We start from the raw sequence: 18,190 nt of genomic DNA on the forward strand, positions 1-18,190 counted from the left end.
TGACTTATTTATTTTTTGAAGATGCCTTAAATAAAAATTAAGGGGAGATTAAAATGGGAAAAAGAATTGAGAAACTTGGCTTTAGTGAGAAAACGGCAAGAAACTTTATAGCTATCTTACTTGTAGCCTCAGGAGGAGCCATAATTTATGGTTTACCTTATTTTAGATATGACTATTATGATGCATATCTTCAAGCCTATAATTTAACTAATACTCAAATGGGCGTATTTGGAAGTATATTTGGGTTTTTTGGTATGGTTTCATACCTATTTGGAGGCTATTTAGCTGACCGCTTTTCTATTAGAAAGCTTTTAACAGTTTCGCTTATAGGTACAGGATTAGGTGGCTTCTTGCATCTATTACCGTTAAGCTTTGGTGCTCTTGTATGTTTATATGCTTTCTGGGGCTTTACATCATTATTTGCATTTTGGCCTGCTTGTGTTAAAGCTGTGCGTATATTATCTTCGCCAGAAGACCAAGGAAAGGCCTTTGGATGGTTTGAAGGTGGTAGAGGAGTTGCAGCTGCTGTTATGGCCCCTCTTGCAGTTATTGTATTTCAACTTGGAGCTAAGAGACTTGATGATGCAACAGGTATGAGATATGTTATTATTTTCTACTCTATAATAACAATTATGAGTGGATTACTTGTATTCTGGAAAATGAAAGATGAGAATATTGGTGAAAGTGAAAAACTATCTTTTAGAGGAATAAAAAATGTTCTACGTTTACCTGCAGTGTGGATAATAGGAATGGTAACTTTCTGTAACTATGTATTTACATTATCACTATATTATTTTACACCTTATGCAACAGGTATCTTAGGTATGACAGTTACCCTTGGAGCAACTTTAGCTGCTGTAAAAAGATTTATTTCTCCAATTTCAAATGTAGGTGGCGGATACATTGCGGACAAGGTTGGAACTGGTAATTTGCTTTTAGTGTCATTCTTAGCTATGGCAGCAGGAACACTAGCAATATTATTCCTACCTCTTTCAGCAAGTTCAACAATAGTATTTATAATTCTTTACTTAGTAATATACTTCTTCTACAATGTTAACTATGCTTTAACTTGGGCTATGATGGGCGAAGGAAATATTCCAGAGCAATACTCAGGAACAGCAGCAGGAATAATAGCAACAGTAGGATATCTTCCAGAAATATTCTGTTCATTACTAGCAGGTATCTTAATAGATGGATACCCTGGAGTAACAGGCTTTAGATATTACTTTGGATTCTTAATAGTAATGTTATTAATTGGAGCAGGATTTGTTTTAGTTTGGAAAAAGTATCTTAAAAAACAAAAACAATAAGGCATCTGATTTATTTATTTTTAGAAGATGCCTAAATATACAAAAGTAGAATCTTAGGAGGAATCATGAAGGACATGATAAAATTGAATGATGCATTGAAAAATAAGAGCACTGGGGTTTTAATTAAAGATAATAAAACTCAACCTATATTTGATTATAAAGAATGTATTTTTGAAAAAGTATATGTTGAAACTCCAATAGATACAGATGGAGATGGAAAGCTTGATTTAATTGCTGTATATATCCGTAGGCCTAAGGAGACATTACATGAAGTTAAAGTGCCTGCTATATATGTTGCAAATCCATATATGATGGAATGTAATGAAGAGTGGTACGTAACACATAATGTGGACAAGGATTTAAAGATTTTTGAACAACAACACATCTCTAAGGAAGATGTTACATATAATTTTGAAAATAAAAAAGAAGTTAAAGTGTTAGAAGAAAGAAAAACATTGGGATATGCAACTACGTCTCCAACTGAGGAAATTCCTTTAGATTGTATCACTGATTGGTATAGTTACTTTAATAGCAGAGGCTATGCTTCAGTATTTTGTGGTGGACTTGGAACAAAGGGTTCAGAAGGTTTTAATAGTTGTGGTTCTGTAGAGGAAACAGCTGCTTTTAAGGCAGTAATTGATTGGCTAAATGGTAGATGCAGAGCTTTTACTAATAGAAAAGATAATATTGAAATAAAGGCAGAATGGTGTACAGGAAATGTTGCTATGTCAGGAAAATCTTATTTAGGAACAATGTGTATTGCTGTAGCAGCTACAGGAGTTGAGGGATTGAAGACTATTATTCCAGAGGCTGCAATATCAAATTGGTATGAATATTATCGTTATAATGGGCTTAACTCACCAGCCATAGGATGGCAAGGAGACGATTTAGATCTTCTTACAAAATATTGCTTTAGTAGAAGTATGGACGAGGATTATGAAAAGGTACAAGAAGCATATAATAGATGGTTAGAAAATTTGGTTAAAGAGGAAGACCGTGAAAGTGGAAATTATAATAAGTTCTGGGATGAAAGAAATTATTTAAATCTAGCAAATAAAATTAAGGCGGCTACATTTATTGTACATGGATTAAATGATTGGAATGTTATGCCTAACCAATGTGATCTTTTATGGAAAGCTCTTGAAAAATATGATGCTCCAAGAAAGATGATTTTACATCAAGGAGATCACATATATATTCATGATTTAGAAAGTGGAAACTTTAACGAGATTATGCATATGTGGCTAGATTATTGGTTATATGGAATCGATAATGGGGTTATGGAAAAAGTACCAAATGTTTTAATTCAAAGTAATTTAGATCAGAATAAATGGTACAGTTCATTTAATTGGCCAGCAGATGGAAGTTGCTTAAATAAGTTTGATATTGGACAAGTACCAGAAGAAGTTACATTTGTTGATGATTTATCTGCTACTATATACCATAGAGATAAAAATAACTTGTCAGAATGGTCGGATGAGCTAATCATTAGTGAAGTGAAAGAAAAGGGACATTTTATAAAATTTCTAGGTGAAAAATTAGAAGAAGAAGTAAGGATGAGTGGTAGGGTAAAAGTATCTTTTAGTGCTGCAATTGATAAACCAACGACTATTTTAAGTGCCATGTTAGTAGAATATGGTGAGGATAATCGTATGCTTGTGAAACAAGAGATTGCAGAAAAGGATGGAATTACTTGGGGACTTAATACACCTAAGTCGGATATAAAGAGATTTATTTATGAAGAAATGCCTTCAAAGTATAGAGTTATTTCTAGAGGCTGGATGAATGCACAAAACAGAGAATGTATATGGAATAAAGAAGCAATAGAACCAGGAGCTTTTTATGATTATTCATTTACTATGATACCAATAGATTATACAGTAAAGGCTGGTCATAAGCTTGGAGTTATACTATATGGAACTGACGCAGAGGCTACTCAAAGACCATTTACAAAGACTGAAGTTACAGTAAAAACAAAATCTATAAAAATAGAAATTCCATTTGTAGAGTAAACAAGTAGAAATATCATTGTAGATGTTATAAAAATAATGGATATAGATGTTCAATCAATAGATTTTTGGAGAAGTTCATTAAAACCTATTGAAATAGATATTGAAAAATTTATAAATATAGCATAAGTGAAAAAGAACTGCTTGGTTTGAGCAGTTCCTTTTTATAAAAATTTGTGAATCAAAATTCTACTGAAACATTATATTGTCTTAAAAAGACAATACTCTCCACCACAACTATTTTAATACATGGTAAGGTGATTTAAATGCCTAGGCGAAATTGCTGAGTGTTATTCCAAAGTGCTGAGTGTTATTCCAAAGTGCTTTTTAATTTACTCTGGTAAAGTTTGTTTATTTTAAAGATGGTATCTTTCTCTATAATCTTTAGGGGTTGTACCTGTGAATTTCCTAAATATTTTAGTAAAATAACTTTGATCTGTGAAATTGAGCAATGAGCATATTTGATGTATAGATGTATTGGTGAATGTAAGTAAATTTATTGATTCATTAATCTTGGTTTGTTGAATATATTCACTCATAGAAATTCCAACTTCTTTTTTAAATAGAACAGACAAATAGCTTGGGTTTAGATTAACAGCTTTTGCTATGGCTTCACGATTTAAATCTTCGTATAGATGGCTATAAATATAATTTTTACAAAAAATAATAGTTTTAGAGTAACATTTATTCTTAGTTTGTGAAACTTTTTCTGAATATTTAAAGAGCACTTCCTGTGCCAAGGAATAAATATCATTGATTGTATTCAATTCCTCAAGTCTTTGAATAAAGTCATCACTCATAGTTAAAGCAATTTCTGAGTGAAGCCCTCCTTCAATTGCTGCTCTAGATGCTAAGGTTATAAGAGAAATCATTATATTTTTTTTTGTACGAATGTAGCTAGATTTTGACAAAACTACATGTTCAAAATTTTCAAATAATGCGCTGTTTAAACTCTCAAATTGATCAAAGCGACCTTCTTTAATCATATTCAAAAATTCTTTCTCATATAAAGGATCATGATGAAATAATCCTGTTTCTAGTGTTTTAGAAACTGAAATCTCTGACTTAATAGGTTCTGCTATTTGCTGAATAAGATCTACGTCACTTCTTAATATATTCTCAGAAGCAACTAATGTTTTGTTAATCATATAAAAAAGTATTATGCTTATATTTATTAACTCCTGGTTCTGAAGAATAGGGATAGCACCATAATAATTTAATATTTGTTCTCTTTTAGTAAATGCTTGGAAGTCATTTATCAATATGTTTATATTTAATTCAGATAATGTAACAGGAGTAGAGGGTCCAATTAGAACTGAGCCTTGAATTATGTCGTTCTCCATAATGCTTATAATAATATACCTTTCGAAAAAGTGTGATTTTCTTATAACAGGAAAGTTGTATTTCTTATCAGGCTCAAAGTTCAATGATCTAAATAAATTTATTTTTTCATTGCTGTATAGAGGATTTAACATTTGATTATTTGCACTTTCGAAGAGAATTTTACCAATAGGATCTACAATGAAAGATGATAAATGAAAAGTATCTGATGCCAGTTTACAGAGTTCCTTTACAGTTTCAAGAGATGAGTTCATAGAATTATTCCTCCTTCGATCAATTTCTGGAAATTTACTTATATTTTCAAAAGCTCATAACAATAATACAAGAAATGAAACAAAAATACTATAAAAAAATATTTGAAGATATTATCATGGATTAGAGTAAACGAATACAAGGGATGAATATATAAAAATGATTAAATAAATATATGTTTTGTGTAATTCCTACACGAGATATCATAGAAAGGAAGATAAATATGACAAGAGACATCAAAAATATTATTTCTCAGATGACACTTGAAGAAAAAGCAGGTTTATGCTCAGGACTGGATTTTTGGCATACAAAGTCTATAGAGAGACTTGGTATACCATCAATTATGGTAACAGATGGACCTCATGGGCTCAGAAAACAGGCTGGAGAGACAGATCATCTTGGATTAAATGCTAGTGTCCCAGCTACCTGTTTTCCCTCTGGAGCCACACTTGCTTCTTCATGGGATAAAAGCCTTATAGAGAAGGTAGGCTCTGCTTTAGGCCAAGAGGGACAGTCAGAAAATATTGCAGTTATCTTAGGACCAGCAGCAAATATAAAGCGTTCACCTTTATGCGGCAGAAACTTTGAATATTTTTCTGAGGATCCTTACTTATCCTCAGAAATGGCTACAAATCACATTAAAGGAGTTCAGAGTCAAGGGATAGGTACTTCACTTAAGCATTTTGCTGTTAATAATCAGGAGCATAGAAGATTATCTGTAGATGCAGTTGTAGACGAAAGAACCTTAAGAGAAATATATCTTGCAAGTTTTGAAGGTGCTGTAAAGAAGTCTCAACCATGGACTGTAATGTGTGCATATAATAAGGTAAATGGAGCTTATTGTTCTGAGAACGAATATCTTCTTACATCTATCCTTAGGAATGAATGGGGATTTGAAGGTTTTGTAATGTCCGACTGGGGTGCAGTTAATGAAAGAACAGAAGGGCTTCAAGCAGGACTAGAGCTTGAAATGCCTTCAAGCAATGGAATCAGGGACAGAAAGATTGTTGCTGCAGTAAAAGATGGAACACTAGATGAAAAAATTCTGGATACAGCAGTAGAAAGACTCCTAAATGTAATATTTAAAGCTATGGATAACAAAAAAGAAAATGCAGTTTATGACAGGGATTCTCATCATAAGCTGGCAAGAGAAGTTGCCAGAGAGTGTATGGTACTCCTAAAAAATGAAGATAATATTTTACCACTGAAAAAGGGAAAAAATATTGCAGTGATAGGAGCCTTCGCAACTAAACCAAGATACCAAGGGGGTGGAAGTTCTCATATAAATACCACAAAGCTAGATAATACACTTGATGAAATAAAGGCTTCAGCAGGAGATAGTTCAAACATTATATATGCACAAGGTTTTGACTTAAATAGTGATGATATTGATGAGAAATTATTTAATGAAGCAAGGGAAGCTGCGGTTAAGTCAGAGTCAGTGGTTATATTTGCTGGCCTTCCAGACAGACATGAATCAGAGGGTTATGATAGAAGTCATATGAGAATTCCTATTAATCAGATAAAGCTCATTGAGGCGGTGGCAGAGGTACAGAGCAATATAGTAGTTGTACTTAGTAATGGATCACCTATTGAGATGTGCTGGTTAGACAAAGCCAAGGCTGTATTAGAAACTTACTTAGGAGGACAGGCAGGTGGTGGAGCAATAGCAGATTTATTATTTGGAGATGCTAATCCTTGTGGTAAGCTTGCAGAAACTTTCCCTAAGAAGTTAAGTGACAATCCATCCTACTTAAATTTCCCAGGAGAAGGAGATACTGCTGAGTACAAGGAAGGCTTATTTGTAGGCTACAGGTACTATGATAAGAAAGAACTAGAGCCATTGTTTCCATTTGGATATGGTTTGAGCTATACAACCTTTGAGTATACAAGTATGGACATGGATAAAAAAGAGATAATGGATACAGAAATACTGGAAGTTAAGGTTAAAGTGAAAAATACTGGTAAGGTAGCAGGAAAAGAAGTAGTTCAGCTATATGTAAAGGATGTGGAAAGTAGTGTAACTAGACCATTAAAAGAGCTTAAAGGTTTTGAAAAAGTGGAGCTTAACCCTGGTGAAGAAAAAACAGTAACCTTTTTGCTAGATAAGAGATCTTTTGCTTACTATAATGTTCAGATTAAAGACTGGTATGTAGAAACAGGGGATTTTGAAATATTGGTTGGAAGCTCATCAAAGGATATAAAACTAAATGCTTTAGTTAAAGTTACATCTACAGTAGCATTAAAAAAGGTATATACTAAAAACTCAACAATAGGAGAAATGATAAATAATCCTGCAGCTGCAGTAGTATTTTATGAGCTGTCAAGGCCAATACAGGAAATGTTTGGACAAGGAGCTGCAAGTGACATTGGAACAGACCTTAAAGAAATGACAAAGGATTTTACACTTCGTGCACTTTCATCCTTCGTAGGTATAGATGATAGTGTCATTGAGGCTGCTCTTGAGAAGATAAATATGAAAATTTAATCATAATAGATGACATTATAAAATAGCAATACACTTACAGCTGATAAATGTAAGTGTATTGCTATTTTATTTAAGGATTATTTAATAATTAGTAATTTATAATAAATTTATGGTTAACAAATAATTTATGAGGGGTAAGATTTATGTTTTTTAGAATATTGAAAAAAGATTTAAAGAGAAAGAAATCAATGAATATTATTCTTTTAATATTCATCATATTAGCAACAACATTTTTAGCAAGTAGTGTAAATAACTTAATTGCGATATCAGAGTCTGTTGATTATTTTATGGATAAGGCTAAAGTACCAGACTACATGATTTCATCTTATGATAGGGGAGAAAATAAAGAGTTTGATAATTGGATTAATAATTCTAAGTTTATAAATTCTTATGATATTGATAGAAGCACAATACTTTCTAAAGATAATATTAAAATAAAAGAAGATGAAAAACTTCAAGATTTTGAACCTTTTGGAGAAACTTTACTTGCAGCACAACCAAAGAAGTATGGGAAATTACTTGATAATAATGGAGAAGAAGTTATTTTAAAACCAGGAGAAATTGCTTTTTCACTAGCTGATAAAAGTAAAAATAATTTAGAAGTTGGAGATAAAGTTGTCATTACTATAGGTGATATTAAAAAAGAATTTTCAATAAAGATGTTTACTAAGGATGCTATTTTTGGATCAAGCATGAATGAGATGAAAAGGCTTCTTATAAGTGATGAAGATTATGAGATTTTCAAATCATGTAAAGAAGCAGGTGTTATAAATAATTATTATATAATGTCAGATAATACAACTGCATTAGAAAAGGAATTTAGAGGGATAGATTGTAATACAATAATTAATCTTGATAAATCATTTATTAACACCAGCTTTATTCTAGATATGCTACCATCTGCAACTTTAATTATAGTAAGTATTTGCCTTATCTTAATTGCATTTTTAATTTTAAGATTCACAATAATTTTTACTTTACAGGATGATTTTAAAGAGATAGGAGTCATGAAGGCTATTGGTCTTAGAGAGTTTGATATTAAAAAGGTTTATTTAATAAAATACCTTGCAATAGCAATAATCGGAGTACTAATTGGGTTTGTAGTAAGCTTTCCCTTTGGTAATACATTGTTAAAGCAATCTTCAGGAAATATTTTAATGAAATCTTCCACCGGAAATACCTTTGTTAATATAGCATGTTCTATTTTAGTAGTTTTAATAGTTCTTTTATTCTGCTATACATGTACAAGAAAGTTAAATAAGTTTTCAGCAATAGATGCAATTAGAAATGGAAGTACTGGTGAGAGTTTTAAAGGTAAATATAGATTGAAACTTAAGAATTATAAAAAGATTAGAGTACCAATGTTTATTGCTTTCAATGATATTTTATGTAATCTTAAGAGGTTTGTAGTTCTAATTTTAACCTTCTGTATTGGAACAGTTTTAATTATAATTCCTTTAAACACAATAAATACCTTAAAAGATGGAAATATTATTAAGGCATTTGGACTAGATTATAGTGACGTATTAATTGAAACTGATGAAATGGACAAATATACAAATGGAGCTAACAAAGAAGAATATTTAGAAGATATAGAAAGCCTTAGAGAATCATTTAGAGATAGTGGGGTAGATATAAAAATTTACGGAGAAACAATGTATAGACTTAAAATTTATGCTGGCGACAAAGATAATGTTCTTCCATTAATGGCACTCCAATCTCAAGGAAGTGATAGTAATAATCACAGTGTTTTAAAAGGTAAGATGCCTGAATTAAAAAATGAAGTAGCAATAACTGAAGCTGTAGCTGAAAAATTAAATGTTTCTATTGGAGATACAATTTATACACAAATAGATAAGGAAAAAAAGGAATTAATAGTAACTGGTTTGTATGAAAGTATGGCTAACAGGGGTGAATCAGTAAGATTAAGTCCTAAAATTGATATAGATTTTAAATATTTAGCAATCACATTCCCTTTTCAAGGTAATTTCGAGGGAAGTGTAGAGCCACAAGTATTAATAGATAAATTAAAGGATAAGTATCCAAGCTATTCATTTAAAAATTCACAAGAATATGTTTCAAGATATATAGGAAGTAGTTTAGATCAACTTGATACTATGAAGAATTTAATTGTATTAATAGTAATATGTATTAATGCTTTAATTACAATTTTAATGATGAAAACTTTCATTACTAAAGAAAAAGGAGAAATAGCAATGCTAAAAAGTGTTGGCTTTAGAAATAGCTCAATTAGATTTTGGCAATCAGCTAGAATAAGCATAGTTCTTGTAGTTGCAATTATTTTAGGAATTATATTGTCTAAATTCCTTGGACCTGTAACATCAGGTCAGATATTTGCAATGATGGGTGTTCATAACATTGTGTTTAAGGTAGATGCATTTGAAGTATATATAGTTTATCCGATTATATTGCTTGTAGTAACTACAGCTATTGCTTACTTAAGTGCTGGGGCTGTTAAAAAAGTAGATTTAAAAGAAATTAATAATATGGAATAAGGTAGGGATTTGAGATGAGTTCATTAAAAGTTATAGATTTATGTAAAACTTATATTATAAATAAAATACAAAATAATGTTTTAAGAAATGTAAACTTTGAAATTAATGAAGGTGAAATGGTTGCTATTATGGGACCTAGTGGTTCAGGTAAATCAACTCTTCTTTATGTAGTTAGTGGAATGGGTAATTTAACTGCAGGAAAGGTAGATTACTTTGGAAAGGAAATTGGTAGTCTTACTGCAAATGAAATGAGTGATTTAAGACTCGATGAAATGGGATTTATCTTTCAACAAATGCATATGTTAAAAAATCTTTCAATATATGATAATATTATACTACCAGCATATCAGTCAAAAAGAGGAAAAGATAGAAAAGAAATCAATAATAGAGTAAGAGAGTTAATGCATAAGCTTGGAATAAGTGAAATTGCAGAAAATGATATAAATGAAGTTTCGGGTGGACAACTTCAAAGAGCTTGTATTTGTAGAAGCTTAATTAATTCTCCAAAGATGATTTTTGCTGACGAGCCTACAGGTGCTTTAAATCAGCAAAATTCTAGGGAAGTTATGAAGGAACTTAATAAAATTAATCAAGATGGTACAACTATTATGCTTGTTACCCATGATATGAAGGTTGCAGCTAAGTGCGATAAAATAATGTATATTGAAGATGGATCAATAAAAGGTGAAATTGATTTGGAAAAATTTATTGAGGAAAATAGTTTTAAGGATAGAGAAAGAAAGGTCAATAATTGGCTAATGGAGATGGGATGGTAATATGGTAGATTTACTTCTAGTAGAAGATAATTTAGAACTTGCAGATTTGATTTGTACTTTTTTAAAAAAAGATGGATTTAGCATTATAAATGTGGAAAGTGGAGAAAGCGCATTAGAATTTCTTCAAAAGGATATTGCTAAGATTGTGCTTTTAGATATAATGCTTCCTGGTATAGATGGTTTTACAGTATGCTCTAGCATTAGAAAAAATCATAATATACCAATTATAATAATGAGTGCAAAGGTTGATAAAGAGGACAAGATTAATGGCTTTACACTTGGTGCAGACGATTATATTGAAAAGCCAGTAGACATTGATATTTTAGGTGCGAAGGTTTCAGCATTAATGAAAAGAAACTATGAGCTTAAAGCAAAACGCACAATTATAAATTCAGGTGCTATTTCAATTAATAAAGAAGCAAATGAAGTGTATCTTAATGGAAAATTATTAACCATGACCTCAAAGGAGTTCGAACTATTACTTCTACTTGTAGAGAATCCTAATAAAACTTTAAGTAAGGAGTATCTATTTAATAAAATTTGGGGCTTAGAAAGTTTTAGTGAAAATCAAACACTAACTGTCCATATAAAGATGCTTAGGGATAAGATTGAGGAAAATCCCAAGAAGCCAAAAAGAATTGTAACTCTCTGGGGAGTAGGATATAAGTATGAAGAAATTTGACAAAGTAATCGCTATTACTCTTTTGGTTTATTTAGTAATTTCACTCGGACTACTTGCATTGCTTAGGGAAATGAATAACAAATCAAGTAGCGAATATAAGGTAGAAATAAACAGAATATATTTAGGCTTAGTAGAGGGTGTATCCTTTACTGAGCCTGACTTAATTTCTTATGAATTTATAAAATCAGTGTCATTTTTACCTGAGTCTGCACAGACAAGCAAAGGTGACATCGATGAATTTTATAAAAGCACAGATGGATTAGAATATGAAATAAAACCTTGGTATAGTGGAGATAAGTTATTAGGTTATTTAAGATTTAATTATGTAAGTAGGAATTCTAATAATAGTATTTTATTAAAAGTAGAATTTATGTTATTTATATTTGCAACAATAATAATATCAGTTCTATTGTATGTTAGAAATTCAATTCTTAAGCCTTTTAATATTCTAAGTGAAATGCCTTACGAATTATCAAAAGGTAACCTTAAGGAGGAGCTTAAAGAAAATAAAAATAGATATTTTGGTAAGTTTGTTTGGGGAATTAATATACTTAGAGAAAATCTAGATTATCATAAAATAAAAGAGCTTAAGCTTGAAAAGGAAAAGAAGATTTTACTACTTTCAATTTCACATGATATAAAAACACCATTGAACACAATAAAACTTTATGCAAAGGCCATAGAAGATGAAATCTACGATACTAATGAGAAGAAAATATTAGCAGCAAAACAAATACAAGAAAAATCATTAGAAATAGAAAACTTTGTAAAAGAAATAATAAAAACATCAAGTGAAGATGTCCTTGAAATTGAAGTTAATAATAGTGAGTTTTATCTAAAGGATTTAATAGATAAAGTAATAGTAACTTATAAAGAAAAATGTACTTTGAAAATGATAGATTTTATCGTAGGAGATTACAGTAATAAATTAATTAAAGGTGATTTAGATAGAGCTTTTGAAGTTATAGGAAATATAATAGAAAATGCATTTAAGTATGGTGATGGTAAGGAAATAAAAATATCTTTTTATGAAGAAGATTACTGTCAGCTTATTAAAATATTCAATAGTGGAGAAACAATAAGTCAAAATGAATTCAATCATATTTTTGATAGTTTCTATAGAGCTAGCAATGCAAAAGACAAGCAGGGAAATGGTTTAGGACTTTACATCTGCAAATATATAATGAAAAAGATGGATGGAGAAATTTTTTCAGAATGTGAAAAGGGAGGCATGAGTTTTACATTAGTATTAAGATAGACAGTTTATAGTATAAATTTAATGAGGATTATTTTAATATACTCTCTCTACACTTTAATTATACCATATATATATAAGTAATTATAGACTAGTAATTTAAGGTGCATGTGCTAAAATTGCAATATTAACTCTAAAGTGCAACGCTCATTACAAGGGGGAGATATTTTGTCAATAAATAAATCTGAATGGCTAGTAGAAATGGAATGGTTAGAAAAGGTACTTAGGGAGGTAAAAAAACAATTAGAAGAAAAGAAAAACTCCAAAGATAATTTTAAAAAAGAGGCTATTGAAACCCAAAGAGAACTATGGGAAAATGTTGGAGCTGTTTCAGTAGAAAATGGTTTACAACATATAGTGGATTTTATGCAATTCATTAATACTATGAAAATTCAAAAGAGGAGCCATGAATTTGAAAGAAAACTAGTTGATAAATATGAGAAGATGATTTCATCTCCTTACTTTGCAAGAATGGATTTTACGGAAGAGGGAGAAGAAAAAGCTGAAAAGTGCTATATTGGAATTTCTAACTTAATTAATGAAGATTTTGATTTTCTTATATATGATTGGAGGGCTCCAATTTCTAGTATGTTCTATGATTATGAAATTGGAAGTGCTTATTATAAATGTCCTGATGGGATTATAAATGGTAAAATATCAATGAAAAGGCAATATAAAATTAGTAATGGCAAAATTGATTATATGTTTGACAGTAATCTAAAAATAGATGATGAAGTGTTGCAAGATATATTAAGTAAAAGTAGTGATAATAAAATGAAGGCTATTGTAACTACAATTCAAAGAGATCAAAACAAGGCAATTCGTAATGAAAAATATAAAAATTTAATTGTCCAGGGGCCAGCAGGAAGTGGGAAAACTTCTGTTGCTCTTCATAGGATTGCCTATTTATTATATAAGCATCGTGATGTTATAACATCTAAAAACATAGTGATATTTTCTCCAAACAATATTTTTAATGATTATATTTCTAACGTTTTACCTCAACTTGGGGAAGATAATATGCTTCAGACTACATTTAAAGAATATATGCATAAAGTTCTAGAGGATATAGGTGGTAAAGAAGATTATTGTGAAATGATGGAGAATATTTTTGGCTATAAGAGTGAGCAGTATTATGATATTAGGATTAAAAGTTTAAAATTTAAGTCTTCTGTTGAGTTTGTTAATTTATTAAAAGTATATATAGAACACTTAGAAAAAATGGATAGAGATTTTAGAGATATTACTTTAAGAGGTGAAACTATAATTTCGGCAGTGGAAATACAGGAATTGTTTTATAAGGACTATGAGAGGCTTCCTCTTAAGAGAAAGTTAGAAAAGCTAAAGCAAAGAATTTTATATCTTATAGAACCTTATGAAAAAAGATTAGTGGATAAAGCAGTGAAAGAAATGGAAGAATATGGTGAATATTTAGAGAAGAGTGAAATAGTTAAAGTAAGTAAATCCTTAGTAGGCAGAGAAATTAAAGCTATAGTTAATGAGATGGAAGAAAAAACAAAATTTGATTTGATGGATTGCTATAAAACCTTTTATGAAGATTTAGAGGGCTTCTTAAAAATGGCAAATATTAAATATGATAATGAAAGTATTAGAGAAATTAAAAGATATACCCTAGAAAATTTAGGGGCTAAAAAGATAAATTATGAAGATCAAATAGCTTTATTATTTATAAAAGGAGCTATAGGTGATATTCCGAAAACAGAAGAAGTAAAGTATGTAATTATTGATGAGGCTCAAGATTATGCACCATTACAGTATGAAATTTTTAATCAATTATTTAACAGAGCAAATAAAACAATCCTTGGTGATATATCTCAATCTATTAACCCTTATATGAATGTTGGAAGTTATAGCAATATTGTAAATATACTTAAACCTGAGGATACTTCTATAATAAATTTAACTAAAAGTTACAGATCAACAATGGAAATAACTAAATTTTCACGAAAAATATTAAGTGAGGAAATTCATGATGAATATGTGGAAAGAAGTGGGAAATGGCCAAAGTTAACAGGTTTTTTAGATGAAGAAGATATAAATGAAAGAATAGTGGAAGAGGTAAAAGTTTATAAGAATGATGGGCATAATTCCATAGGAATAATAACAAAAAATGTTGATGAGGCACAGAGGGTTTACAATTATTTAAAGGATAGGATTAATGTTAAAATGATTGTAAGTGAGGATGATGAGTATGTTAATGATATTTTAGTTATTCCTGCATATCTTGCTAAGGGTTTGGAATTTGATGTGGTTATGATATATAATGCCAGTGATTTAAGGTATAAGGATGAAGAGGATAGGTTGCTACTTTATACAGCTTGTACAAGAGCCCTCCATGTTTTGGATATATTTTATTTAGGGAATGTATCATCATTATTAAAGTGAAAATAAATAAGGTAGACTGAAAAAGTCTATCTTATTTATTATAAAAAATGTAATCAAAATTTGAATTTGAAATACTATTAATTATGTTGTATAAGTGAAAGTTTACACTTTTTACTTATGGAAAGGAGAACCGTACCACAAGTAGCTGAGGTCTCCATTATTAATCATTGATATTTCTACGTGGATCCATTATTTATAGCTATATAATAAATTTAGAATATTCCCCAAAGGTGAGCAATTAAATTGGATCCTTTTTATAGTTTATCTGAGGTTGTATTTTATTTATCATTTATCGTTGCTTAAAGAAACTGAAATGCAGTTTCTCTATTTATGTTTTCAGCATATATACCGGTATAATATAATGCTTTTGAATTATATTATTTTTATGTAAAATGTAGATATAATCATAGATAGGAAGTGAGAAAATGAATCATAAAATACAAAGAATTAACAGCTATGAGGATGATAGGTTTGACAAAGATATTTTAAATCAGCATGGTGCCTTTATTGTTGATGAAAATTATAAATGCAGCTTTAAAATAATAAATAAAGATTCTGTCATTGTACTTTTTGATAAGGAAGTTGATGTGTTTCAATTGATAGATGAATTTAGATTTTATTCTGGGCATATTATTAATTTCTATGGCGAAGATATGGAATTAATAAAAGCTTTTCCACCTATTAATATATTTTATATAAATATTAAGGATATTCAACCTTCACAGTTTTTCGTGGATATGGACAAAGTTAAAGCTATAGAGTCTTTTATAAAAAGTGAAGAAGATATAATCATTTCTCTAGCAAAAATAAAGGATTCTTTTATATCTTTGGATGGACATACTAGACTTTATTATGCAGTAAGTAAGGGATATTCTAAAGTAAAAGGATATTTGACAGAACCAGGTGACTATGTAGAGGGCTTTGTAGAAGAAGCAAGGAAAAGAAAAGTTTATTCACCATATGATATTGAATTAATATCACATGAAGAATATAAGATAAAGTGGCATAAGTTTTGTGATAATTTTTTTAGAGAAAGAATGAAATAGCAGTAATTTAAATTAAATAATCAATAAAAGTATTGAGCTGGGATTTGCTCAATACTTTTTCTATTAATATTACTTTCTTAACACCCAATAAGGCATAGCAGGAACTTCATCTTGATATATCGGAATTTTTACATCCTTTCGTGATGGACCATAAATAGCTTTATGATTATGCATTATCTTAGAGATTTCTGATGGGCTTGATATAAAGTCATCACTAAGAATTAAAGCTTGCCATCTCATGCCACATGTAGCCATCTCGTACACAGGTTTAAATCCATTTCTTTTATAAAAGTTTATTCTACGTTCACGTAAATTATTTTCAGAAGGAGAGTCTTCAGAAACAGGTAGTTCTGATTCTGCTATTATATATTCATTTTTGTAGTATTTTTTAAGGGCTAATAGAATTTGACTTCCTAGTCCTTTATTGCGTAAGCTTGAAGACACGCCAAGATAATCTAAGAGTAGTAAATTTATATTTGGAGATTTCCAAATAGTTGCATATCCAAGCATTTGATTAGAATGTTCATCAAATAGGCCTAATAAATCATAGTGACCGGAATTTCGAAGCTTTATAATATCGGCTAGAGGCTTTCTTTCTTGTGAGTTGAAATGATTTTCAAACTCTTGTGTATACCAGTACGTTACCTCTGAATCTGTCATAAGACGAAGATTTAAATCACTCATTTTTGTCACTCCTATCGTCATTAAGTATTTACTAATATATTACTATCTCTTTATTACCGTTAAATAACTAGATAACCATAAATTTGATAGTATGACAATATTATAGCATATATAAGTTTAATATACCAGCAGGGTATTGTAGAGATTTGTTTCTACATGTAGAGGAGAAATATTTGATAGAGTTAAAGACTATTCTTGAAAAGGAGTTATATGAAATAGCACAAGTATATCTATTTGAAGAGTTAAAACATAAAGGCCTATTTGGGGTGCCTAGTGAAAAGTTATTAGGGAGAGTTGGAGATTTAGTTATATTGCCTAAAGAAAATAATGTTCTTTGGTGGTATGAAAAAGATATATTTGAGGTTACATTTCTAGGAATGCATGGTGGAGCAAGTAAAGAAGAGATGGAAATACCATTTCTATTTTATATGTTTAAATAATATTTTAGTAACTTAAGTCGCAAGCTACTTCGAAAAGTCCCCAGGGAGACATAAATAAGTCATGAACACAATTTGATTGTATCTGCCTGATGGAAAGGGTGGAATAAATGAGAGAGGCTGTAATGACAAAGGTCAGGTTTTAATGTTGAATAATAAGAATGGAGTGAGTATATGTCTAAAGCAAATGACAGAGATATGGTTAGAGTACAGTATAATTCAGATAAGAATTTAAATGCTAGACAAGCTTTACATTATGGTTTCAGTACAAATAAGTATGGATGGTTTAATTGGGTATTTGATCAATATAAGTTTAAATCTAATGATAGAGTTAGTTAAAGAGTATTGTTGATGATATTATATTTTTCAAGGGAACACATGAGTTCCCTTGAAAAATTACCAAGTAAGGTATTATTATTTTGAACTATAATAATCTTCTTTTAAAAGTGCATAAATAGAAGCGTCACAAATTCCTTGATTATTAATGTCAGCATTACGCAATGTTCCCTCAAACTTCAAACCACATTTCAACATTACTTTACCTGAATTTGGATTTTTGGGGTCATGCCGAGATTCAATACGTTTAACTCCTACTCTTTCAATTAAAAATGGAATAATTCCCTTAAATGCCTCAGAGGTTATACCTTTGTGCCACCATTTTCTTCCGATACAGTAACCAATATGTACCATGTCAATTTCTTCATTCATATGAACAACATTAATAGTCCCAATAGGTTCATCGCCATTTTCTTTTAATATAATTGCCCATTGGTAAAATTTATCGTCAGAATAATTGTCAATCCAGTCTGACAATATACTTTCGGCTGTTTCGACAGACATAATAGGTGACCATGTTAAGAATTTTGTTACTTCTATATCGTTTCCCCAGTTATTAAACAATGCTTGTGAATCAGATAGATTAAATTTACGTAATTTCAATCTATCTGTTTCTATTTGTACTGTTCCTAAATTATTCATCGTTAACCTC

At 30.2% G+C, this 18,190-nt stretch carries 14 protein-coding genes; 11 read left to right on the forward strand and 3 right to left on the reverse strand.

The window, feature by feature from the left end; translation table 11 throughout:
• Positions 1-53: 53 nt before the first annotated feature.
• Positions 54-1,310 (forward strand): MFS transporter, encoded by a 1,257-nt coding sequence (locus tag B3W71_RS05835; protein ID WP_346888003.1) that lies wholly within the window; start codon positions 54-56, stop codon positions 1,308-1,310.
• 65 nt (positions 1,311-1,375) lie between these two features.
• Entirely contained in the window at positions 1,376-3,322 is a 1,947-nt protein-coding gene (locus tag B3W71_RS05840) for a Xaa-Pro dipeptidyl-peptidase (RefSeq protein ID WP_346888004.1), read from the forward strand.
• Positions 3,323-3,675: 353 nt separating this feature from the next.
• Here the strand turns inward: B3W71_RS05840 and B3W71_RS05845 are convergent, their stop codons facing one another.
• The gene (locus tag B3W71_RS05845) at positions 3,676-4,914 is read right to left on the reverse strand and encodes a helix-turn-helix domain-containing protein (protein ID WP_346888005.1); all 1,239 of its coding nucleotides are present in this window, start codon (positions 4,912-4,914) and stop codon (positions 3,676-3,678) included.
• 221 nt (positions 4,915-5,135) lie between these two features.
• On the opposite strand from B3W71_RS05845, the gene B3W71_RS05850 reads away from it, so the two are divergent.
• From B3W71_RS05850 to B3W71_RS05880, 7 genes are all read left to right on the forward strand, one after another.
• Positions 5,136-7,400: a glycoside hydrolase family 3 C-terminal domain-containing protein gene (locus B3W71_RS05850; RefSeq protein WP_346888006.1), complete on the forward strand. Its 2,265-nt coding sequence runs from the start codon at positions 5,136-5,138 to the stop codon at positions 7,398-7,400.
• A gap of 143 nt (positions 7,401-7,543) precedes the next feature.
• The gene (locus B3W71_RS05855) at positions 7,544-9,916 is read left to right on the forward strand and encodes an ABC transporter permease (protein WP_346888007.1); all 2,373 of its coding nucleotides are present in this window, start codon (positions 7,544-7,546) and stop codon (positions 9,914-9,916) included.
• A gap of 14 nt (positions 9,917-9,930) precedes the next feature.
• The gene (locus tag B3W71_RS05860) at positions 9,931-10,692 is read left to right on the forward strand and encodes an ABC transporter ATP-binding protein (RefSeq protein ID WP_346888008.1); all 762 of its coding nucleotides are present in this window, start codon (positions 9,931-9,933) and stop codon (positions 10,690-10,692) included.
• A gap of 1 nt (position 10,693) precedes the next feature.
• Positions 10,694-11,374 (forward strand): response regulator transcription factor, encoded by a 681-nt coding sequence (locus B3W71_RS05865; RefSeq protein WP_346888009.1) that lies wholly within the window; start codon positions 10,694-10,696, stop codon positions 11,372-11,374.
• Positions 11,361-12,632 (forward strand): HAMP domain-containing sensor histidine kinase, encoded by a 1,272-nt coding sequence (locus B3W71_RS05870; protein WP_346888010.1) that lies wholly within the window; start codon positions 11,361-11,363, stop codon positions 12,630-12,632. Before B3W71_RS05865 ends, B3W71_RS05870 begins: the two co-directional genes overlap by 14 nt.
• Positions 12,633-12,797: 165 nt before the next feature.
• A complete protein-coding gene (helD, locus tag B3W71_RS05875) occupies positions 12,798-15,035 on the forward strand; it encodes an RNA polymerase recycling motor HelD (RefSeq protein WP_414631990.1) in 2,238 nt (745 codons plus the stop codon).
• Positions 15,036-15,460: 425 nt separating this feature from the next.
• Entirely contained in the window at positions 15,461-16,081 is a 621-nt protein-coding gene (locus tag B3W71_RS05880) for a hypothetical protein (protein WP_346888011.1), read from the forward strand.
• Between the two features lie 69 nt (positions 16,082-16,150).
• Here the strand turns inward: B3W71_RS05880 and B3W71_RS05885 are convergent, their stop codons facing one another.
• On the reverse strand, positions 16,151-16,765 hold the full coding sequence (locus tag B3W71_RS05885) for a GNAT family N-acetyltransferase (RefSeq protein ID WP_346888012.1): 615 nt from the start codon (positions 16,763-16,765) through the stop codon (positions 16,151-16,153).
• 173 nt (positions 16,766-16,938) lie between these two features.
• Between B3W71_RS05885 and B3W71_RS05890 the strand changes: the two genes are divergently transcribed.
• Together B3W71_RS05890 and B3W71_RS05895 are read left to right on the forward strand one after the other, a co-directional pair.
• Positions 16,939-17,205: a hypothetical protein gene (locus tag B3W71_RS05890; protein WP_346888013.1), complete on the forward strand. Its 267-nt coding sequence runs from the start codon at positions 16,939-16,941 to the stop codon at positions 17,203-17,205.
• 171 nt (positions 17,206-17,376) lie between these two features.
• Complete coding sequence (locus B3W71_RS05895) at positions 17,377-17,541, forward strand: hypothetical protein (protein ID WP_346888014.1); 165 nt, start codon at positions 17,377-17,379, stop codon at positions 17,539-17,541.
• A 75-nt stretch (positions 17,542-17,616) separates the two neighbouring features.
• Here B3W71_RS05895 and B3W71_RS05900 read toward each other — a convergent pair whose 3' ends face one another.
• Positions 17,617-18,180, reverse strand: a complete 564-nt coding sequence (locus B3W71_RS05900; RefSeq protein WP_346888015.1) for a GNAT family N-acetyltransferase — start codon at positions 18,178-18,180, stop codon at positions 17,617-17,619.
• Between the last annotated feature and the right edge of the window lie 10 nt (positions 18,181-18,190).

Origin of the sequence: Clostridium sp. UBA1056 (assembly GCA_002316385.1) — a bacterium.
GTDB lineage: Bacteria > Bacillota > Clostridia > Clostridiales > Clostridiaceae > Clostridium_J.